11 protein-coding genes are annotated in these 21,762 nt (G+C 52.5%); 8 read left to right on the top strand and 3 right to left on the bottom strand.

Annotated features, from left to right (window positions below):
- Window positions 1–31: 31 nt before the first annotated feature.
- The 3 genes from ACO064_RS12100 to ACO064_RS12090 all read left to right on the top strand — a co-directional run bounded on the left by ACO064_RS12100 (window position 32) and on the right by ACO064_RS12090 (window position 5,730).
- A complete protein-coding gene (locus ACO064_RS12100; RefSeq protein ID WP_421827614.1) occupies window positions 32–2,806 on the top strand; it encodes a response regulator in 2,775 nt (924 codons plus the stop codon).
- A gap of 180 nt (window positions 2,807–2,986) precedes the next feature.
- The gene (locus ACO064_RS12095; protein WP_421827613.1) at window positions 2,987–4,114 is read left to right on the top strand and encodes an AbfB domain-containing protein; all 1,128 of its coding nucleotides are present in this window, start codon (window positions 2,987–2,989) and stop codon (window positions 4,112–4,114) included.
- A 215-nt stretch (window positions 4,115–4,329) separates the two neighbouring features.
- Window positions 4,330–5,730, top strand: coding sequence for a sulfatase (locus ACO064_RS12090; protein WP_421827612.1), 1,401 nt, complete (start codon window positions 4,330–4,332; stop codon window positions 5,728–5,730).
- A gap of 122 nt (window positions 5,731–5,852) precedes the next feature.
- Here ACO064_RS12090 and ACO064_RS12085 read toward each other — a convergent pair whose 3' ends face one another.
- Entirely contained in the window at window positions 5,853–7,415 is a 1,563-nt protein-coding gene (locus tag ACO064_RS12085) for a SusD/RagB family nutrient-binding outer membrane lipoprotein (protein WP_421827611.1), read from the bottom strand.
- Window positions 7,416–7,431: 16 nt separating this feature from the next.
- Window positions 7,432–10,878 carry a SusC/RagA family TonB-linked outer membrane protein gene (locus tag ACO064_RS12080; protein WP_421827610.1) on the bottom strand — a complete coding sequence of 1,149 codons (3,447 nt, stop codon included), beginning with the start codon at window positions 10,876–10,878 and terminating at the stop codon, window positions 7,432–7,434.
- Between the two features lie 554 nt (window positions 10,879–11,432).
- Here ACO064_RS12080 and ACO064_RS12075 point away from each other — a divergent pair.
- The 4 genes from ACO064_RS12075 to ACO064_RS12060 all read left to right on the top strand — a co-directional run bounded on the left by ACO064_RS12075 (window position 11,433) and on the right by ACO064_RS12060 (window position 16,283).
- The gene (locus ACO064_RS12075; protein WP_421827609.1) at window positions 11,433–13,601 is read left to right on the top strand and encodes a TonB-dependent receptor; all 2,169 of its coding nucleotides are present in this window, start codon (window positions 11,433–11,435) and stop codon (window positions 13,599–13,601) included.
- Window positions 13,602–13,708: 107 nt separating this feature from the next.
- The gene (locus tag ACO064_RS12070; RefSeq protein WP_421827608.1) at window positions 13,709–14,353 is read left to right on the top strand and encodes a hypothetical protein; all 645 of its coding nucleotides are present in this window, start codon (window positions 13,709–13,711) and stop codon (window positions 14,351–14,353) included.
- A gap of 29 nt (window positions 14,354–14,382) precedes the next feature.
- Complete coding sequence (locus ACO064_RS12065) at window positions 14,383–15,513, top strand: sensor histidine kinase (protein ID WP_421827607.1); 1,131 nt, start codon at window positions 14,383–14,385, stop codon at window positions 15,511–15,513.
- A complete protein-coding gene (locus tag ACO064_RS12060) occupies window positions 15,510–16,283 on the top strand; it encodes a LytR/AlgR family response regulator transcription factor (protein ID WP_421827606.1) in 774 nt (257 codons plus the stop codon). The genes ACO064_RS12065 and ACO064_RS12060 overlap by 4 nt, the downstream gene beginning before the upstream one ends.
- An 11-nt stretch (window positions 16,284–16,294) precedes the next feature.
- Here ACO064_RS12060 and ACO064_RS12055 read toward each other — a convergent pair whose 3' ends face one another.
- Window positions 16,295–20,557: a response regulator gene (locus ACO064_RS12055; RefSeq protein WP_421827605.1), complete on the bottom strand. Its 4,263-nt coding sequence runs from the start codon at window positions 20,555–20,557 to the stop codon at window positions 16,295–16,297.
- A 467-nt stretch (window positions 20,558–21,024) separates the two neighbouring features.
- Between ACO064_RS12055 and ACO064_RS12050 the strand changes: the two genes are divergently transcribed.
- On the top strand, window positions 21,025–21,735 hold the full coding sequence (locus tag ACO064_RS12050) for a LytR/AlgR family response regulator transcription factor (RefSeq protein WP_421827604.1): 711 nt from the start codon (window positions 21,025–21,027) through the stop codon (window positions 21,733–21,735).
- The last annotated feature ends 27 nt before the right edge of the window (window positions 21,736–21,762 follow it).

Below are 21,762 nucleotides of genomic sequence, written 5' to 3'. Positions count from 1 at the left end.
CATAACCTTAGCATTCTTTATGGTGATAATCATGCGCCGGGATATTCCCGCATTGATTGTTTTTGTAATCTTATTTTTTTCGAGCATCTCCCGCTTAAACGCCCAAAACCGTCTTACTTCTAAGGATGAATGGGAACTAACCCGCGCAGAAGCCCACTTGCAGGCTTTTAGAAATGACAGTGTGATCGCCATTACCGGCAAATTGCTGAAGGCAATAGAAATCCGTGGCCAACTCGACACGCCCTTCGGGATTCGGGCGCAACTGGCAGAAGCCGTAGCTTTCGACCAGGATGAGCAGGGCGATCTGGCTTTAAAAAAATTGCTGCGTGTAGAACAGCAGAGTAAGCTAAAAGGACTTTGGGAGATTCATGCCAAAGCCTGTCTGGGGCTGGCCTTGTTATACGAAAAGATCGGTCGTAAAGAAAGCAGTAAGAAACAACTGGAGTTGGCTAAAGCTGACATTGATCAGTACAGGCTGGACGCGGTATATCCCTACTTCGCCATCCGCAGAGCTTCCTGGGAACGCCTGTTCGGAAATAAAAATACAGCGCTATTTTTTGCACGGGAAGCCCTGAATACGGCACCAAAATATGGGCTAGTGCTTGAAGAAGCCATCAGCCACCTTCTCCTGAACATGCTGCTGCCCAAATCTTCCATAGCTGAGCGGATGTATCATAGCCAGACCGCCGTTAAGCTTTATCAGCAATTGGGCGATCATACAGGCAGTAGTTATATGTTTGCAGCCCTTGCCAGTCTGCATTTTCAAAAAAAGGAATACCGCCAGGCCCTGGCGTACAATGATTCCACGATCATTTCGGCCAATCGGGCCATTTTAAAAGGCCATGAACGGCACTCAGCCATTGCTGGTGCTTACCGGTTTCGCAGCGTCGTTTACAGGCATATGGGTTTATTGGATTCGGCTATGGCTAACCTGCAAAAAGGGTACAGGATGGAGCTGGATTTAAAAGAAAAAGATGTTAGAGACAAGATAATTGAGATCGATGCACGCTATCAGAATAAATACAAGGAACAACAGCTTGAGGAACAACAATTGGCCCTTCGGCTGATGAATGACCAACTCCGCTTTTCATTCATCATTGTATTTCTGGTAGTGGTTTCAGCGGTGGGCCTGTTCTTTGGCTATCGGAAACAGCGGAAGGACAAACGCAAGCTGATCGAACAGAATACGCTCATTCACAACCAGGCCAACAAACTCAAAGCCCTCGATGCGGCCAAATCCCGCTTCTTTGCCAACGTTTCCCATGAGTTGCGCACCCCGCTCGCGTTGTTGCTCGGCCCCATTGGTACGCTGCTCAAGGAAACCCGATTAACCGAAAAGCAAACCAGCCTATTGCAATTTGCCCACCGGAGCGGCAAGCAACTTGAACAGTTGGTCACCGATATTCTGGATTTGGGCAAAATGGAAATGGGAAAAATGGAACTGGATGAAAAGCCAACCCTGATAGCCGCCTTTTTTCGAAGCCATTTCGCCCAGTTTGAGTCATTGGCTGAGAGCAGGAACCTGCATTATGCGTTCCACATCGCGGTGGCCGACGATGTGGAGGCCAATCTGGACCAGGCGAAATGCCGCCAGATTCTGAACAACCTGCTCGGTAATGCGTTCAAGTTTACGTCGGCGGGCGGGCTGATAACGGCCACGGTACACCTGGCTGATGGAAGGCTGCAGTTGAGCATTGCCGACACCGGGCCGGGTATCCATCCCGACGACATGCCCCACTTGTTTGACCGTTATTTCCAAACCACCCGGCCCGACAAACCTGCTGAGGGTGGCACGGGCATTGGCCTGGCTCTGTGCCACGAATACGTCCAGCTTTTGAGGGGAGAAATCGACGCAGAAAGTACACTTGATACCGGCTCGGTTTTTCGGGTAGCCTTCCCCGTTGTTGTTCGGCCTACCAGTGCCAGCAGTCAGAACCGTGAACCGCTGTATTCACGTCAGACTGTAAAGGCAGGTGATAGGGATATGGCACGGCGGGGCTTAACTACCGGTGAAACGGGAGGAGTGATGTATAACTCAAAACCGACGATCCTCGTTGTGGAGGACAACGCAGATCTGCAAGCATATATTCGCCTGATTTTGTCGGACAAATACCAGGTCGTGACTGCAGACAACGGGCAGGCTGCGTTGGAACGATTACGGGTAGACAGTAAGGCGGGGATGGGGATCTCGCTCATTCTCTCCGATTTAATGATGCCCGTCATGGATGGGGATCAATTGCTCAGGCAGCTCAAATCCGACGACGCTACCCGTCACCTCCCTGTTATTATGCTTACCGCCAGGGCCGATGTGCAGGACAAATTGCGGGCTTTGCGCATTGGTATAGACGATTACCTGCTCAAGCCCTTCGACGAAGAAGAACTGCTGACCCGTATTGCCAATCTGCTGGCTAACCAGGCTGCCCGTCGATTGGCAATCACCCAAGAGGAGAAACCCGATCCGGCGGGTCCTGTCCTGTCGCAAGAAGACCGGGAATGGCTGGCAATGTTTGAGGGATTTGTGCAGCAAAACCTGGCCGATTCAACGCTCAACGTGCCGGAGTTAGCCCACCAGTTCGCCATGAGCGAATCCACCCTCCTGCGTCAGTTGAAACGGCTGACGGGGCTTTCGCCACTGCAATATGTACAGGCGGTGCGGATGGAAGAGGCTCGGCGCTTGCTGGAAAGCCATACCAGTTACTCTATTACCCAGGTAGCGGCTAAAGTAGGTTACGCCGATGCCCGCTCATTTGCGCGCAGCTTTCGAACGCGGTTTGGTAAGTCACCTTCTGAACTGCTGGAGACCTGATTTCGGGTTTAAAATAGCCCATTACCCCTCATTTTGACGGAAAGTGTAACTAATTTGACGGAAAATGCCCGTCGGGCAGACCTAGTTTTGCTCTATCGTTACAAGCGTACCAGCGCTAACGAGGGAGGAGGCTGAAAATCCCTGCCAAGAGTAGGCATTTGAAAATTCAATCCATTTTTTATGAAAAAACTAATCTCTGTCGCCCTGCTTTGCCTTTGTTTTGTTGCTTACAGCCAGGCCCAGACCTTGTCGACCTGGGAGGTAAATGAAGGAGCTGGCATCGTCGATCTGCCGGCTAACGAAAAAACCCGGAATGGCAACGAGAGACTTTCGAGCGTTTATAAATACGCCCAGACGCCCATCAAGAAAGACCCGAAGTGGAAGTCTGTCGCTGCGCCGAATGGACAGGTCTCGTATTCAACAACCAGCATATTGCCTAACGCGAATTACAACAAATTCACACAAATTGATTTCACCTATTTCAGATCCTATCTGCACATACCAGCCGATTTTAAGGTCAATAAAGCAACGGTAACCATTGGAATCGTGGATGATCAGGCCCGGATGATGTTGTATAACAGTCTGCACCCCACCGGCTATTATGTGGAAGCAAATGACGGTAAACGAGGTGGTGAAAATGTCACTACTGACTTTACAAAACAACTGGCTGTCGGAGAAATCAATACCTTCGTTATTGTACAAGTGGATGATAACTGTTGTGGAAATAACCTGAAAGGAGGCATAACGGTGAATCTAAATGATAAAATTATGCAACCAGTTAATCCAACGGGTAGTGTTTGGGATGAATTTAAGAAAAGCGACGTTTACATCGACCTGAATAATTTGAGGGCTTATTCGATCAATGGAGGAGCTTACAGCGATAAGGAGCCTTATGCCGTAACCCTGCAAAACGGCGTCTGTGTTATCAAAAAGCTTAAAGATGTATCTGGAAATGATGAATATCTGAATATTCAAAAGGTACAGTTAGGGGCAAATGCCGGTAAGCCAATGGTTGCTTTTAAAGTAGTCAATTCAAAACCGAACACCTACTTAACGCTGTCGGGAAATACGGAGAGTGATAATAGATTAACGGCCAGGCAACATACTGCCGTACCGGATGAGGCAAAATTCTACGAAGAAACACCGCTGTTTAATGATCCTGCTCAAAAAGGCTTTACTAGCTTTCAGAGTGCAAAGTTCGCCAATTCTTACTTGCGTCATCAAGGTCTTTTCCTGGAAATCGATCCGAAAATGGATGCAGATCTGTATAAAAAAGATGCTAGCTGGCGTATGGAAAAACTTAAATAATAGATTCGGGACCGTTTTGAAATAACGTAACAGGTTGAAGGAGGTGACCGGTCTCTGGCAAGTTCAACCGTTGATGCTACAACCGGATGTTATTGAACATCCGGTTGCTTTTGTTAAGGAGAGTAGGGTAAGTGGGCGGTTATTGTAAAACACCACGATTCGGCACATTCGAAACCGATATTCCGTATATTGGAATTTTTTTTAAAACAGCGTCTATGATGACTTCCCGGAATCGACTTCTACTCGGTTTGATCCTGCTTAGCAGCATTTGGCTGGGGCTGGCCGTAAGGCCCTCTCCGGTGGCCACCAAACCCAATGTCATTATCATCATGGCCGATGACCTGGACAGTCGGCAGTTGAGTTGTTACGGCGGGAAAAACCTGAAAACGACCCACATTGATGCGCTGGCAAATGAAGGCTTGAAATTCAATCACATCTATGCTTCCGAAGCCATGTGTGTGCCGACGCGGGCCTCGCTCTTTACGGGTTTGTATCCGGTGCGGCACGGATCGTTCCAGAACCACAAGCCGGTTTACGATTCCTTGAAAAGCGTTGGCCATTATCTGGCGGATTTGGGCTACCGCGTCGGGCTAACTGGCAAAGATCACAGTACCAAACCCAAAACCGTCTTTCCGTTCGAGATCGTCACCGGTTTCGAACCCAACTGCGTGGCCCCGACGGACGACTACCAGTTGAACGATGTCCGGAAATTCATCACCCGCGACAACAAACCGTATTGCCTGTTTGTCATGAGCATCAATCCGCACACCCCCTGGACGGTGGGCGATACCACCGAGTTCGATGCAGATAAATTGATTCTGCCCGCCAATTGGATCGATACGCCGGTGACGCGCCGGCAGTTTGTCAAATACCTGGCTGAAGTCCGGCGGCTGGACGACCAGGTGGGCGAAATTACCCGCTTGCTGAAAGAAACCGGTCAGGACAAGAATACCATTGTCGTGTTTCTGGGTGAACAGGGCGCGCAGTTTCCGGGTGCGAAATGGAACCTCTGGGATGTGGGTCAGAAAAGTTCGATGGTGGTCAAATGGCCCGGAACCGTCAAACCCCGGACCGAAACCGATGCGCTGGTTCAATACGAAGACATTACCCCGACCCTCGTGGATCTGGCGGGCGGCAAACCCATTGCCGGGCTGGACGGCAAGAGTTTTTTGCCGGTTTTGCTGGGAAAAAGTTCGACCGCGCGACCGTATGCCTACGGAATTCACAACAACATTCCCGAAGGAAATCCTTACCCGATCCGCAGCATCCGCGACACCCGCTACAAGCTCATTCTGAACCTGACGCCCGATGAGGAGTATTACAACCGGTTTATGATGAACGCAAAGCAAAAAGACCGCAATTCGGTCTGGTTTTCCTGGGTCGATCAGGTGCCGAACGATCCGAAGGCCAAACGGATTACCGACCGGGTTGTGAAACGCCCCGCCATCGAATTTTACGATACGCAAAAAGACCCCTGGGAGCTTACCAATCTGGCGACAGACCCGGCCCATCAGAACCGGATCGGGCAATACCGGCAGAAACTGGAAACCTGGATGAAACAGCAGGGGGATGCCGGAGCCGCACTCGACATCGTTTACGCTAAAAAGAAGGAATAACCATTTGAAGTAACCGAAAACCGGCCCATCACGAACATCACCTTAAAAAAATAGCACCAGGAAGATCCCGGTGCTATTTTGTTTGTCAATTTAATCGGTACTCGAAAACGATCTTTCGTTGCCTATTTATCCCACCAGACAACGCTGGAGAGCGTGTTGGTGCCGCCCTGCCGTGTTCGTGCTTCGATGAAATTGGTTTTGTTGTAGGTCTCTTCTGAATCCGGAACCACAAAGCGGGTCGGGATTTTGCCGCCCGTCAGGTTGCCCGGATAATTGGTCGGCGTCAGCACCGGATAGCCGGTCCGGCGCCAGTTGGCAAAAATCTCGTATTCGTCTTCCAGAAAAAGCGACACCCACTTTTGGGTCTGGATCTGTTCCATTTGCTGCGCTACGGTTCCGCCGGTTTTGTACGGATTGAGGGCCAGATACGCGCTGATTTTTGCCTCGGAAATCGTTCCCCCCGTTCCGAATAAGGCCCATTGCCGCATTCCGGCTCTAACGGCATTGGCATAGGCCGTTGCCGCCGTTGTTCCACTCGCCCAGCCGCGGACGGAAGCCTCCGCCAGCAACAGGTTCGTTTCGGCATTGCCAAACACGATCAAAGGCGCACTGTATTTCAGCAGCGTGTTCGGATTCGGCTCCGAAAACGTGTTGAAGTTGGCCGGCAGGTTGTTGTAAGCCGCGTTGGGCATCCCGCTCTGTAAAGCCGTTGTGGTGTCGGCCGTAAACGTTTTGCCATCGGCAGACGTCCAGACGATGGAAATCACGTTCAGACGCGGATCTTTGGTGTTTTTCAGGTAATCGATCAGCGTTTTGGCAAACTTTCCGCCTTCCACATTGTCGCCACCGGGCGTGATGTAGTCCGTACTGAGCAAACCGTTGGCGATGAAATTCCGGCTGGCGGTTTGTGAACCGTCCACGTAAGCAATGACAGCCCGATCGGCATCTTCCAGAATTACGCCCCCGGCGATGGCTTTTTCAACCCAGGTTTTGGCCGTAGCCGCATCCACTTCGGTCAGGCGCATGCCCAGCCGTAGCATCAGCGAGTACGCGAATTTTTTCCACTTCACCACGTCGCCCCCAAACATGAGGTCGGCTGAGCCGAAGGTGGCTTTGGTTGCGTCGAAAGCCGCGATGGATTGCTCCAGTTCTTTCAGCAGATCGGCGTAAATGGCTTGCTGGGTGTCGTATTTGGGCCCGTAATTCTTGTCAGAAAGCGCTTTCCCGGCGTCAAAATACGGAATGTCGCCGTACAAATCCGTCAGCCGATGAAACACATACGCTTTCCAGATGCGGGCCGCCGACAGTTTGTTCACGCTGGCCGGATTGGTCGAAACCGCATCGATCACCTGGCGGATGGAAACGACCGCGCCCTGCCCGGCACCGGTTCCGGCGTAGGCATTCCAGTTGCCGGTCGAATACCCGAAGTTGAAGTATTTGTCACCAGCCGCCGGGACCTCCTTGTAGGTGGCAAAGTGCTGCATCGACTGCCCGATGGTCAGGTAAGCCGCCCCCGTAAAGTTGGTGCTTACGCCGTCCAGCAAGGCGCGGGTGAACATGTATTCGGGAATGACTTCGGAATATTTATTGGGGTCCACGTTCATTTCCTCAAAACCCTTGTCGCAGGAAGACAACAGGAGGAACAACGGGGCTGCACACAGTATTTTTTGGATCAGACGCTTCATCGTGAGATAGTTTTAATTAGAATTTCACCATTAAATTCACACCAAGACTCCGGGTTCTGGGCACCCCAAAGGCTTCCAGACCCTGGGCGTTGGTGCTCGTATAGCCCGATTCAGGATCGAAATACTGGTTCTTTTTGTCCTTGTACAGAATCGCGAGGTTCCGCGCCACGAAGGAAATCGAGGCTGATTGGAGTTTCAGGAACGACAACTTGCTGACGGGCAGGTTGTAGCTCAAAACCACCTGGCGGAGCTTCACGAAGTCGTTGTTGAACATGAACATGGCGGTGTAATTCTTGTCGTTGTCGTAGTAGGTATCCACCTCTTCTTTTTTCCAGGTTTTCGTAAACGGATTGCCTTCGGGGGTGACACCGGTTACCGTGACGCCGGTTTCCCGACCCGGCAGCGTTTCCTGCGGCAAACCAAACCGGTAGGCATACTGGTACAGGTTCGAATACACGATGCTGCCGAATTTGCCGTCGATCAGGAAGTTGAGTGAGAAGTTTTTATACCGGAAATTGTTGGTAATCCCCATCGTCAGCGGAGGAGTGCCCTGCCCGATTTCCTGCAAGTCGCCCCGAACGGCGTAACCGCTGGCGGTATTGAAAACCACATTGCCGTTGGCGTCGGTTTTCTTGCGGTATCCCCAAACCGTTCCATAGGGCCGGTTCAGAACGTTCCGCACCAGACCACCACCCACACCGCTGCCGACGTCGATACCGGTCAGGCCTTCGGCCAGCCGTTCGATCTTGCTCTTGTTGTAGGCCATGTTGAAGCTGACATCCCAGCCGAAAGCGCCCTGGCTAACGGGCGTGCCGGTCAGCAGCAACTCAACGCCTTTGTTGCTCAGTTCACCCACGTTCAGCAGAGCCGAGGTGTAACCCGACGACAGGGCGATGTTGGACGTTACGATGTCGTCCGTGGTTTTCCGGTTGTAAAACGTCAGGTCGATGCCCAGACGGTTGTTCAGGAATTTGGCTTCAAGACCGCCTTCATAGGTGGTGGACGTCAGCGGTTTCAGATCCGGGTTAGGCACCTGCGACGACGACAACACCTGCACCGGACGGCCGTTGTGACCACCCTGCTGCATCGAGTAATACTGGTAAATCTGGTAGGCATTCACCGTGGCACCGCCCACCTGCGCCCACGAAGCCCGCAGTTTGGCAAAACTGATGGCTTTTGGCAAGCGGAACGCATCCGACAGAATCAGCGAGCCACCGATCGACGGGTAGAAAATGCTGTTGCTCTTCGGATTCAGCACCGAGAACCAGTCCTGCCGACCGGAAACCGTCAGGTACGCCAGCCCTTTGTAGCCAAAATCGACCGAACCAAACACGGAATTGATCGCACTTTTCAGATACGTCGGTGTGGTCGTCGATGCGGCCAGGTTGGTGTAGCTGTAGAAATAAGGCACCGTAAACTCGCTGCCCGCAATCACCGTCTGGTCATAAATGGCGCGTTGCGAATTGGCTCCCAGCATGGCCGTGAAACTCAATTCTTTGAAAAACGTGGTGTTATAGTTCAGCGTCAACATGCCGTTGGTTTCGGATGATGTCGTTTTCCGGGCTTCATACGTTCCCAGCGGCTGGTAGGCGTTGTTGGTCGGCTGTACGTATTCCGACGAGAAGCTGTAGTAATCCTGGCTCACGCTGCCTTTCAGATACAGGTTGTCCAGAATGTCGTACCGAATGCTTCCCTGACTCAGGAACCGGTTTTTGGTGTCGTCGTTTTTGAACTTGTTGACCACAAAATAGGGGTTCGGCGCGGCTGGAACCGGATTCCATTCCACTTCTTTGCCCGTCAAAGGGTCATAACCCGGCGAGAGGCTGCGGATATCGACCACGTTGGCCACCAGGTATGTCGCCCAGTGCGGGTTCATGTCGGCATACCCCACTTTGGGGCGGTTTTTCCCTTCTTCCAGGTTATACTGGAATACGGTTTCGATGCTCAGTTTCTTGCCCAGAAAAGCGTTCAGGTTCAAATTGGCGATTCGGCGGGTGAACGATGAGTTCGGCACAATGCTGTTGGAACTGGTGTTGTTCAGACCCAGGCGAAAATTGACCGATTCGTTGCCGCCCGTAAAAGCCACCGAGTTGATGTAGTTGCTTCCGGTGCGGTAGAAGTTTTTCAGGTTATCTTTCTGGGGCGAATACGGGTGCAACTGGCCATCGACCTGAATGGTGGGCTGGCCGTCCATCCGTGCACCGTACGACAGGCGTCCCGTACTTTTGGCTTCCGTCACCGTGGTCGGTTTTTTGCCGTCCAGACCCTGGCCGAATTCATACTGCCAGTTTGGAATCACGGCGATGTCTTCAAACGTCGTGTTGCTGTTGATTTCCACCCCGATTCCTTTTTGCCCCCGGCCTTTTTTGGTCGTGATCAAAATCACCCCGTTGGAGGCCCGGGCGCCGTAAAGAGCGGCTGCGGGGCCGCCTTTCAACACGCTGATGGACTCGATGTCGTCGGGGTTGATCCCGCCAATGCCGTCACCCCGGTCAACGTTCATCCCGTTGCCGTCCGAAGCGGTGCCACCGCCCGGAATGCTGTTGTCCATCGGCATCCCGTTGATCACATACAAAGGCTGGTTGTTGCCATTCAGCGAACCGTTTCCGCGGATGATGATCCGGCTCGAACCACCGGGGCCGGTGGCCATACCGGTTGCGTTCACCCCGGCAATTTTACCGGTCAGGGCGTTGGCGACGTTGTTTTCGCGGGCCTGCGTAAATTCGCTGCCTTTCACTTCCGAAACGGAATAAGCCAGGGCCTTTTTCTCCCGCGCAATCCCGAGGGCGGTTACGACCACCTCGTTCAGCGACTTGGCCTCCGGGGCCAGTTGCACCGAAAGCGTCGTCTGATTGCCCACCGTTACTTCTTTGGAGGTATAGCCTACGAAGCTGAAAATCAGAACCGCCGTCTGAACTTCCGCATCCGGAATTTCGAGTTTGTACTGTCCTTCGGCGTCGGAAGACGTTCCCCGTTGGGTGCCTTTCACCAGAACGCTGACGCCGGGGAGTCCGACCCCGTTTTCGTCCGACACTTTCCCCGTCACATTGCGTTTGGGCGCTTCTTTGACACTAGCGGGTGCGACTTCGATTGGACCCGGAGCGCGTTTCAGGATAATTTTGTCCTGCACAACTTCGTAAACCACCTTATGGGGGGTCAGTATTTTTTCCAGTACGCCCGAAAGCGCTTCGTCCTGAAACCGGAAGGTGTATTTCTGGTTGCTGAAAACCTGGGGATTGTACATGAATTTGACTTTCGTCATCTTCTCAATTTTCTCCAGCGCCTTCTCGACATCGACATTGGTCAGCAGCAACGTTACTTTTTGTTCCAGCACTTTCTGACCCCGTACGTCATGGGCGTGGGCCAGCGGAGTTAGTACAATGAATAGAGACAGCAGGGATTGATACAGAGCAACGCGCATAATCGTCTGTAAAACAGGATGAATAGGTAAGAGTCTTGACATAATGTTGGTCTTGTCGGTTAAAATTAGGCGTAATAATTCCCAATCCATCCACTGGGGATGTAGCAAAATGAGCTTAAAAGCGAAGGGGATCAACTGGCCGGTAATGGCTGTTCCGTCACCGGTTTTATTAAATAGTCAGCAATGAAGTTTCTTCATAGGCCTCCGTATTTTTTGTCCACAGGATCGTTAGGTTAATAAATTTTTAGGGTTGTTGGTCCATTTACAGTGGCTAACGCGCCAGCCACCATAAACCAAATACCGTAAACTGAAAACCGTATAATATGGCAGATTTGAGCTAAAGATGCAGTAGCCGGTAGTCAATACTCTTTTTAATGAAATTATTTTTGGGGTAATTTTAGAAATCTGAAATAATATATGGCAGAACGGCCAGAAATGCGGCTTACTTCTTAAATTTTTTTACAAAAGCAGTTTGTCAGCCTCAATCATCGGCCGTTTCCCCCGGTTTATTCCGCCTAAATTGTCCTTCGTCGGAAACCGCTTCCATTCCGGGTTCCGGTCGGATAGCTTTGAAACGGTATTCGAAGTGATCCGCCATGAAACAACAACTACTCTGCTGTTGCGCCCTGCTTTTTCCATCGTTCGCCGGGGCGCAAACGACGATCAGTGGTAAAATAACCGACCGCAAAGGGAATGGATTAGCAGGGGCCAACGTCTTCATCGCCGGTTCCTACGACGGCGTCAATACTGATGCTACCGGCGCGTTCAGCTTCCAGACCAGCCAGCCAGATACGGCCACCATTGCGGTGAGTTTTGTCGGCTACGAACCGTTCCAGCAAAAACTCAAGTTGACTCAACCCACGATTCTCTTCACCGCGAAATTGCAGGAAACCGCCACGATGCTCAACACCGTCGTCATCACGGCGGGGGCGTTTGAAGCCAGCGACGAAAAACGCCAGACGGTTTTGAAACCGCTCGACATTGTGACGACCGCCAGCGGAGGAGCCGACATTCCGGCGGTGATGCAGTTGCTGCCCGGTGCGCAGCGCGTCGGCGACCAAACCGGCTTGTTCGTTCGGGGCGGGTCGGCTTCCGAAACCCGCACTATCATCGACGGTCTGGTGGTTCAGAATCCGTTTACGAGTGGCGCGCCGGATGTGTCGCAGCGGAGCCGGTTTTCGCCTTTTCTGTTCAAAGGGACGGCGTTCAGTACGGGCGGTTATTCGGCGCAGTACGGTCAGGCACTTTCGTCGGTTTTGTCGCTGAACACCAAAGACCGGGCCGAGGACAACGACGGCATAAGCGTGGGACTTAATGCCGCCGGGGTCACTTTGTCGGCTTTTAAAAAAGAACGGATTACATTTTCGGTGAATTATACCAATCTGAATCCGCTGTTCAACATCCTGAAACAGAACATCAACTGGATTCACGCACCCGAAGCGGGCGGCACGTCGGTTATTCTGACGCAGCCCATCGGCAAACGCGGGTTGTTGAAACATTACACCGATGTGTCGGCCAGCCACCAGTCTCTCTCATTCCGGAATTTTACGGGCGATTTCCGGGCGTCATCCTTCACGGTTCGGAACCATAATGCGCTTTCCATGACGACCTTTCAAACGACCTGGGACGAAGGCCGCTGGGGCCTGCAAACCGGCCTGAGCTACAACTACAACCGCGACCGGCTGGGCATCGATACCGTTCAGGCCCGGACGCAGGAACAGCGGATGCAGGGGCGGGTGGTGTTGACACGCTCGCTGAGCGATAAGGTTTCGTTGCTGACCGGGGCCGAACTGCATCGGTATACCTACCAAAACCACTACGGAATCTGGGGTGGTTCGCTGACGGACTGGTATTCAGCGGTTTTTGTCGAAACCGAAGTGTTTTTTACCCGAAAACTGGCTGTTCGGGCGGGGTTGCGCGGAGAGCGAACGTCGGTCATTGGCCGGGCGAATGTATCGCCCCGGCTGTCGATGGCCTACAAAACCGATGCCTACGGACAGGTCTCGCTGGCCGCCGGTCAGTTTTACCAAACGCCCGATCAGACCTACCTGCTGACCAATCCGACGTTGCGGTTCGAGCAGGCCAATCACCTGATTTTGAACTACCAGCGAATTCGCGACAACCGGACGTTCCGGGTCGAAACCTTCTACAAAGACTACCGACATCTGGTACGGGAAAACACCAACGGTTTTTATGACCCGAACCCGTACCGGTTTCCAACCCACCGAACCAACAACAGCGGTTTCGGCTATGCGCAGGGATTTGACGTGTTCTGGCGCGACAAGCAGTCGATGAAAAACGTCGATTACTGGGTTTCGTATTCGTTTCTGGATACCAAACGGCTTTTCCGAAACTATCCAACCGAGGCCATGCCGACCTTCGCGGCCACGCACACGCTGAACCTCGTTTTTAAAAAATACATCCCGGCGCTGGGCATTAATGCCGGGGCCACGTATTCGCTCGCCAGCGGTCGGCCGTATTTCAACCCGGGCAGCAATCAGTTTCTGGGTGACCAAACCCGTCCCTACAGCAGTCTGAGCCTGAACATGAGTTACATCCGAATCCTGCCGCGAAAATTTCTGGTCCTTTACGCGTCGGTGGAAAACGTGCTCGGAACGAAAAATACCTACGGCTATCGCTACACGCCCGATGGCAGTCAGAAGTTTGCCGTGGTGCCGCCGTTCTACCGGTTTTTCTTCGCCGGAGCCGTGTTGAGCCTGACCCGAAAACCAATTGATCCTGAACTGATTCGTAATCCGAATTAATAGGACTTTCGCATTCTGCCCCTAAATCCCCGCTCCGGCGGCCCGGCTAAAGGGGACTTAGGGGTAAAAGAACCATCTCTTTCAACCATTTCTAATCATATAAAACCATGAAAAAAACCGTTCTTTTTCTGACCCTCGCCCTTGGAATTGGGGCCAATGTTCACGCGCAAAATGAGAAGTACACAAAAGCGATGGAAGACGCCATTGCCAAGGTGAAATTTATGACGCCCACCCCGGAATTGCAGCAAACCGCCGGGCAGTTCGAGCGCATCGCGAATGCCGAAGCTGCGGAATGGCTACCGGCTTATTGGGCGGCTTATACGTACGCGCTGTTGTCGATGAAAGAGACGGATGTGGCCAAAAGAGATGCGCTACTCGACAAGGCCAATAATTTTTATAAGAACGTCGCGCAAAAACAGCCGGAAGACGACGAAACGATGGTGTTGGCGGCTCAACTGGCCAGTGCCCGGCTGGCCGTGGACCCGGAAAACCGCTGGCAGCAATACGTGCCGGAATTTGAAGCGGCTTTGGGCAAGGCCAAAACAAAAAATGCCGAGAATCCGCGGATTTACGCGCTTCAGGCGCAATCGTTGTTTTATACACCCGAGCAATATGGCGGGGGAAAAACCGTGGCCTGCCCATTGTTGAAACAAGCCGCCGAAAAATTTGCTACTTTCAAACCGGCATCGACCATTCACCCCAGTTGGGGCATGGAAACGAATCAGTATCTGCTGAGCCAGTGTGGTAAGTAAAAAAGGGGGGCGTCTTTTCTTCAGATTACATGAGCATCATTCGTCAGCTATCGCAGCGCAGTCCGACGGGCATTATAATGGCTTTATTGGTCTGCGTGATGGGCGTCTATGGTATGAGCGCCATCGTTTACTTTACCACCCAGCTAGCGGCTGATAAGCCCGACGAAAATGCGCCGACGCTGTTTGTCGTGGCGAATAATTTGTGTGATGCCCTGTTCGTCGTGGTGATCAGTCTGGGATTTCTGCGGATCGAAGACCGAATTCCGAAAGTCTGGGTTCGCCATGTGCTGCTGACGGTAACGATTGTGGTGGTGTCGATGATCGAAAGTATTATACTGTATGCACTTCTGGGCAATTCGGTTGAAAACGTCTCCGGTATTCCGAAATGGGTCAGCATTTTTTACGTGTTGCCGTCGCCCATTGTGGGAAATCTGTTGTATTATTTCCAGAGTCAGGCCCGCAACGTGACGCGCAAAATTACCGAACAGGAATACCAGTTGCTGCACCTGGAACAACTGAAAACCCGGGCCGAACTGGAAGCCCTGCAAGCCAAAATCAATCCGCATTTTTTGTATAACGCCCTGAATTCCATCGCCAGTCTTGTGCATGACGAACCCGACCGGGCCGAACGCATGGTGGTGCTGCTGTCGAAACTGTTTCGGTATACGACCGGCATGAAAAACCGGTATTTCAACACGATTGCCGACGAACTGGAGATGGTTCGGACGTATTTGGACGTGGAGCAGGTGCGCTTCGGCGACCGGCTGACCTACCGCATCGACCTGCTCAATCCGGCTTTGAACGAGGTTCAGATTCCGCAGTTTTTGCTGCAACCGCTGGTCGAGAATGCCATCAAACACGGGATTTCGAAAGTGGCCGGGCCGGGCGCCATCATTCTGCGGATTACGGAAGATGAGGGGTGGCTCAGTTGCCGGATTCACGACAACGGGCCGGTTTTTCCGGAAGAACTCGTGGCTGGCTACGGGCTGCAAAGCATTCAGGACAAGCTGAAACTGCTGTATGGCAACGACGCCCGTCTGATCGTTGAAAACAAACCGCGTAAAGAAGTAGTGGTTCAGATAAAAAAAGAACGGCTGAACAACCCGCCGGATGCGATTCAAAAAACAAAGTATGTTGAAAATCAGGCGATTAAATCATGAGAATGGCTGCTGAATTTCCGCTCCGAACCTTATTGGTGGACGACGAACCCCTGGCCATCAACCGGCTCCGGCGCTTGTTGGGTGCATATGGCGATACGTTCGAGATTGTGGGCGAAGCCGGGAATGGGCTGGAAGGTCTGAAAGCCGTGGAAGCACTGGAACCGGATCTCATTTTTCTGGATATCGAGATGCCGGGCCTGAACGGTTTCGAGATGCTGGCGAAACTGCCGTATCTGCCGATTGTAGTGTTCGCTACGGCCTACGACGATTACGCCGTCCGGGCCTTCGAAGAAAACTCCATCGACTACCTCCTGAAACCCATCGAACCGGAGCGTCTGGAAAAAACCGTGGAGCGCATCCGGAGGTCAAAGGCGGCACCGACGGGTGCAAGCCCGGATTTGCGGCATGTGCTGGAATTGCTGAAACCCCGGAAAGAACTGCATTCCATTTCCGTTAAAACCGGCGACCGTATTTTGCTGATTCCGCTTGCCAACATTGCCTGGTTTGAAGCCGAAGACAAGTACGTGTTCCTCCATACCGTTGACGGACAGCAGTTTCTGACCAACCATACCATTTCGACGCTGGAGGAAAAATTGCCGGATTCGTTCACCCGCATCAGCCGCTCGACGCTTTTGAATTCCCGCCATATTCAGGAGATTCAACGGCATTTTAACGGAAAATATGCGGTTATCATGCGGGATAAAAAAGCCACTCAGCTACTAACCGGAAGCAGTTTTCATGACAATCTGAAAAGCCTGATGGAATTATAAGATTGCCCCGGCTACGATACGTCTGCCGTTCGGAGAAAGGTTGCCGGATAGCGGCCAAAGCGATTTAGAAACAGTCGCGAAAAATAGACAGCATCCTGGAAACCAACAGCGTAGCACACTTCTTTAACCGTGCCATACTGCTGGTTTTCGAGCCATTCACGGGCGGTTTGAAGCCGGATTTCCTGAATAAACTGATTGGGCGAAAAACCGGTCAGTTTCTTCAGTCGCCGGTATAACTGCCGCTCGCTGCTGTGAACGGCATCGGCAATCGAGTGAACCTGAAACTGGGTGTTGGTCAGGTTTTTCAGGACCAGTTGCTCAATCTGCAGGAGCCATTCTTCGTCCATCGGAACCGACGAGCCGGCGGCTTCGGCCGGAAGCTGTTGCTGCCAGGCGATACGTTCCTGCGAGCGTTCGAGCAGATTGTCGATGCGGGTGATCAACTCATCCTGGTCGAACGGTTTGGTGACGTAATCGGCAACGCCCAGGCGGAGGGCTTCGAGTTTGACATCCTGGCTGGTTCGGGCGGTCAGCATCAGCACCGGAATTGTGCGAACCGTCGGTTGCTGGCGAATCTGGTTGACCAGTGCCAGCCCGTCCATATCCGGCATCATCAGATCGGTAACAATCAATTTAGGCTGGTCGGCCACCGGCAGGACACTCAGCCACTGCCAGGCTTCCCGGCCGTTTCGCGTCACGTGGAGGAGGTAATAGGGACTCAGAATCGTTTCCAGATATTCCGCCATGTCGGGATTGTCTTCGACCAGTAAAATTCGGGTGGCCAAATTGTGGTTTTTAGCTTCGGCCCAAACCGGCTCCGGGCTTTTGGTTTCCGGTGCCGGCATCGATTCCTGCGGAGCGGTCGGCTGGTAGGGGCAGGTTAGGGCAAACGTGCTGCCTTTCCCCAGGGTGCTGTCGACCGTTAAGTCACCCCCCCAGAGTTTACAATACTCCATCGACAGGGCCAGCCCGATTCCAGTGCCTCCCCGCAGCGGAGCGTTGGGCTGCTGCGATTGGTAATACCGTTCGAAAATATGGGGTAGGTCATTCGGGTGAATACCGCTGCCGGTGTCGATTACCTCCATTCGGATCCAGTCCGTTGGTTTGTGGAGCCGAACGGTAACCGATCCGTTGGCGGAGGTAAAATGGAGCGCATTGGCCAGCAGGTTTTTCAAAACCGTCTCCATTTTGGCCACATCCAGGAACAGCCAAAGGGGAGACGTTGCTCCTTCGATGATCAGTTGGATACCGGTATAATCGGCCTGGGGGGTAAAAGACGCGACTGTGCGGTGGATGAGCGCAGACAGGTCGGCAGGCTGTTGGGTCAACTGCACCGGGTTGACATCCAGTTTGGAAAGGTCGAGCAAGTCGTTGATCATAGCCAGCAATTGCCGGGCGTTACGGTCCATTCCGGCCAGCAACCGGCTGGTAACCGGCTCGGTAGTGCGTTTAGATAAATACGCCAGTGGCCCCAGGAGCAGGGTCAGGGGCGTCCGGAATTCGTGGGAAATGTTGGCGAAAAACCGGGCTTTCAGCGTGGCACTGGCCTGTAGATCGGTAGCCTGTTGCTGAATCAGCGCCTTATCATTTTCAATTTGTGCGGTTCGGCGGGTCACTTCCGCTTCCAGCCGTTTGGTTTCCCGGATCAACCGTTTGTTTCGCCACCGGAAAATACCAACGATCAGCCAGAGTAAGCTCAGAAGACACAGGATCACGAACCATGTTTGTTGATAAAACGGGGTCAAAACCGTAACAGGAATCGTGAGCGTGTCGGATACCCACTGTCCATTGGGATTTTGCGCCCGCACCTGGAGTTGGTATTGGCCGGGGGGCAGCCCATTGATCGCTACATCCCGCCGGAGTTGCGACGTCCAGTAATTCTGCCAGCCGACGATGCGGTAGGATAACCGAAATTGACGGCCGTAGCGGTAATCGAGCAGCGCAAAAGTCAGGGAGAAAGACCGGTTTTCGGTAGGAATGGTAAGGTGTCGATCCCGGTTGAAATCCGCAAGATGATTCGTACGCTGGCCGGTGCTGGCATTAAGTTGTTCATAGCCCGTTACCATGAGGGGAACGACGACCGGTTTTTCGGCCATTTGCCGGTCGGGCCAGAAAGCCGTCACGCCGTTCAGGCCACCCAGGAACAGTTGTCCGTCCGGCGTCTGGAAATGGGAAGTCAGGTTAAACTCTTCGTGCGCAATGCCATCCTGCGGCAAAAAGACCTGAGTTTGGTAGGTTTTCTTTTGGAACCGCATCAAACCGTAGCTGCTGGGCAACCAGAGCCGCCCCTGGCGGTCTTCGTGAATCGAATAGAGTTCATTGTTGGAAAGCCCGGTTTCCCGCGTAAATTGTTGCCAGCGACCGGTTCGGCGCTCCCACCGGATTAGCCCTCCTCCGCGGGTAGCCAGCCAGTAGATACCGGGTTGGGTGCGGTCGGGATGAACAAACGTAAAGTGGTCGAAGGGGAGGTAGTTCGGGGCTTCATCGTGGGAACTGAAGCGGGCGGTGATGCCCCGCAATGTGTCGAGCAGATACAGACCCGACGAAGCGGCCACCCAGATTCCGTTGGCGGAAGCGTCCGGGAAAAAACCGTTGACCCGGTTTTTCGCCAGTTCGCGGTACTGGTTATACTGCCTGAACGGGTGGTTTTGTTTCCGGTGGTTGTCAAAATACGAGAGACCTTCATCGAAGCCCATCCAGAAATTATGCCGGCTATCCTGCCAGAGCGCCCAGCACATGCTTACCGGGTTTGTTAGATGATATTTTTGGATTTTCAGCGTTGCCGGATCGACCCGAGCCAGAAAGTTACCGGTCGCCGGGGCCCAAATCGCCCGATCATGGCCCTGGATGGTGGGGCCGTAGGTTCCTAAAACTACTTGCGGACTTTGTCCGGTTTTCAGGTTTAGTAGCTGGCTGGTACCAAAGTAAGGCCAGTTTGCGTTGATCCAGAGCCAATCGCCAGCCTGAGTAATGCCCCGGGTGCTCAGGTTAGGTGTCGTGGTTTCCTGGTCGGCGGTATAAAAATGCCGTTGGAAATGATTCGGTTCGACGGTCATTAAAAAAAAACCATTGTTCGTGCCGATCCAAACGGCGCCGGTTCGGTCAACGAATAATTGAGTGAATTCGTCCAGACTGGCGACCGGAAAGCCCGATGCCGCCAGGTCGAAGACAATACCGTGTTTGGGACTCCAGGCGAACAGAACGTTTTTGCCAATGATCCAGAACAACTGATGCCTGGAGTCGTAGGCCATTTTACAGCCCTTGCCCGTAAAACTATAGTGACTGGGATTGGGAAACGGGTTGGTCGGAAAAGAAATCGGCATATGGATCAGCCTGCCGTCTACGGTCAGCCGATAGAGCAAGCGATCGACCTGGTGTTCGGTCAGATGGGGGGAGTCCTTTGCCTTGTTGCCGGGGGAAAAGAATTTTTCATTGTTCAGGTAAATCGCTCCCTGAGGGTCTACCCACACCGGAAACAGCCGATTTGGTATGGCTTGCCGCCGACGCACTGTTCCGTTGGGCCAGAGTTCGACTAATTCGTTCAGGAAAGGCGTTTCGGCGGTGGGGTGGCGTGTTGGTTCCCGGGAGAAAACCAGTAATATGGTTCCGGTAGGCGTTACGTGCAGATTAATGAGTTTGTCGGACGATGAAACGAGTTTATTGGACGAGATTGAATGGTGATACAACCGTTTAAAATGGCCTTTCCCTTCATGACGCCAGATATCGCCGTTCCGAAGGGGCACCAGGAAAGGTTCCGTCGACTGGCGGGCTGCACTTTCCTGCGAACCAATTTCGATCATCTCATCGGCATTGAAGGGAAGCTTTCGGTGAAAAAATGCTTCAAATGAAATGGGCTTCTGTTGACCCGGAGCCAGTATTTCAATCTGTTCATGGTCGCTGGACGACCAGGCCTTAAAAAACCATAAATGCCGCTCCGAATCGGTACGAATAGCATGAACGACGGAGGCCAATGCGCTTTCTATGGCAGATTGTTCGGGTGGAAGCGCCTTAAACGTATGGCCGTCGAATTGATACGCATTATTCATGGTACCGACCCAGGCGAAGCCCTGATGATCCTGCCCGATGGTCATCACCATCCGGTTGGGTAATCCTTCTGCTACGGAGTAATGCTGTACTTTGACGATGTAGGGCGTATCTGCGTAGGCAGGATATATCCCAGGAAAACCGCCCGTCAGCAGGAGGCCAATGCGCAGATAACGCCAACATCCTAAAGTCCAATTTCGCCCACTTGCCCCCAGTTTTGTCTTCGCCATCCTGCTGTATCGAAAAAACACCTTTCCAAACACGTTATTTTAGTCTCTTTGGCAGGATTGTCCCAGTATTTTGGCAGGATTCCCATGTTTTCCTGCCCGTTCTTTGTGTCAACATTCAACGAGAGAGACCCACCCGGTCCGGTGGTGGTTATCCTTTCCGCAATCCTGCCGTAAGAAGGATTTAAAGATAGCCTTTTTTGAATGCGGGCCATTGCTTCTAACCGGTCGAAGTGATGGTTTTGTGTGGTTTTTTTTCACGTTTGTGTACTAAATCATTCAGTTTAGTACACTATTGGTTGAATTGGTACCCTTTGGGGAACCCCGGAAATTTCGGCCCCTGCTGTCGGTTTTCAACGCGCGGTAAAGGTTTGTGTGAAGGAAATACGGCACTTCCTGTAAAAACACAACTAAACAGGGATATCGACAGCGTTTCTCAGAACCTGAATTTTAGTCCACCACGAACGATTATGAATTTACAGAAATGCCTTATTGTGGATGACTCGGCCAAGGCCGGGACGGAGTTGAGAGACTACATTACCCAACTGCCGTTTTTTTTACCACCCGACGTGTGCCATTCCGTTCCTGAAGCGCTGGGCTTGCTGCGTCAAAAGTCATACAGCCTGGTTTGTCTCGATATGCACCGGCCTGGTTTGAACGGATTCGATTTGATCGGCTCTTTTTCAAAACATGTTCCGGTTATTGTGACCTCAACCAATGCGGAGTATGCGGTCGACAGTTTCGATCTGGGAATTGTCGATTATGTGCTCAAGCCTTTCACTTTTCTGCGCTTTACACGGGCCATCAACCGGGCGCTGAGTGTTCGGCTTACGCCCGGAAACCAGGCCCGTTATCCGTTCATCTTCCTGAAAACCGGGCATACTTTTCAACGGTTCGATTATGCGGACATCGACTATGTGCAGGCTTACGGGATTTACTGTAAAATTGCCGGACAGCAGAAGGTCGTTGCCGTCAACGACACCATCTCCAACCTTGAAAACGTCCTTCCCCGGCAACAATTCCTGCGGGTTCACAAATCCTACATTGTGAACCTGTCCAAAATCACCAGTTATTCCTACCGAAGTATCTCCGTTGGAAGCCACCAAATCCCGTTGGGAGCTGCTTACCGGGAGCGGTTTCAGGGTTTTTTAGGCTTGCTTGGCAAAAAAAGTGACGCCTGATCCCCGTTGCGGCATTGCCTGGTCCGA

Origin of the sequence: Larkinella sp., from assembly GCF_965227735.1 — a bacterium.
In the GTDB taxonomy this organism is placed as follows: domain Bacteria; phylum Bacteroidota; class Bacteroidia; order Cytophagales; family Spirosomataceae; genus Larkinella.
The sequence above is the reverse complement of the archived record's forward strand: the minus strand, read 5'-3'. Positions and strand labels throughout refer to the sequence as shown.

What these genes read in the sequence shown, in the direction of transcription:
- ACO064_RS12055 (WP_421827605.1), bottom strand. Translation starts at nt 20,557, where the DNA reads ATGGCGAAGACAAAACTGGGGGCAAGTGGGCGAAATTGGACTTTAGGA.
- ACO064_RS12095 (WP_421827613.1), top strand. Translation starts at nt 2,987, where the DNA reads ATGAAAAAACTAATCTCTGTCGCCCTGCTTTGCCTTTGTTTTGTTGCT.
- ACO064_RS12100 (WP_421827614.1), top strand. Translation starts at nt 32, where the DNA reads ATGCGCCGGGATATTCCCGCATTGATTGTTTTTGTAATCTTATTTTTT.
- ACO064_RS12060 (WP_421827606.1), top strand. Translation starts at nt 15,510, where the DNA reads ATGAGAATGGCTGCTGAATTTCCGCTCCGAACCTTATTGGTGGACGAC.
- ACO064_RS12075 (WP_421827609.1), top strand. Translation starts at nt 11,433, where the DNA reads ATGAAACAACAACTACTCTGCTGTTGCGCCCTGCTTTTTCCATCGTTC.
- ACO064_RS12070 (WP_421827608.1), top strand. Translation starts at nt 13,709, where the DNA reads ATGAAAAAAACCGTTCTTTTTCTGACCCTCGCCCTTGGAATTGGGGCC.
- ACO064_RS12065 (WP_421827607.1), top strand. Translation starts at nt 14,383, where the DNA reads ATGAGCATCATTCGTCAGCTATCGCAGCGCAGTCCGACGGGCATTATA.
- ACO064_RS12090 (WP_421827612.1), top strand. Translation starts at nt 4,330, where the DNA reads ATGATGACTTCCCGGAATCGACTTCTACTCGGTTTGATCCTGCTTAGC.
- ACO064_RS12080 (WP_421827610.1), bottom strand. Translation starts at nt 10,878, where the DNA reads ATGTCAAGACTCTTACCTATTCATCCTGTTTTACAGACGATTATGCGC.
- ACO064_RS12085 (WP_421827611.1), bottom strand. Translation starts at nt 7,415, where the DNA reads ATGAAGCGTCTGATCCAAAAAATACTGTGTGCAGCCCCGTTGTTCCTC.
- ACO064_RS12050 (WP_421827604.1), top strand. Translation starts at nt 21,025, where the DNA reads ATGAATTTACAGAAATGCCTTATTGTGGATGACTCGGCCAAGGCCGGG.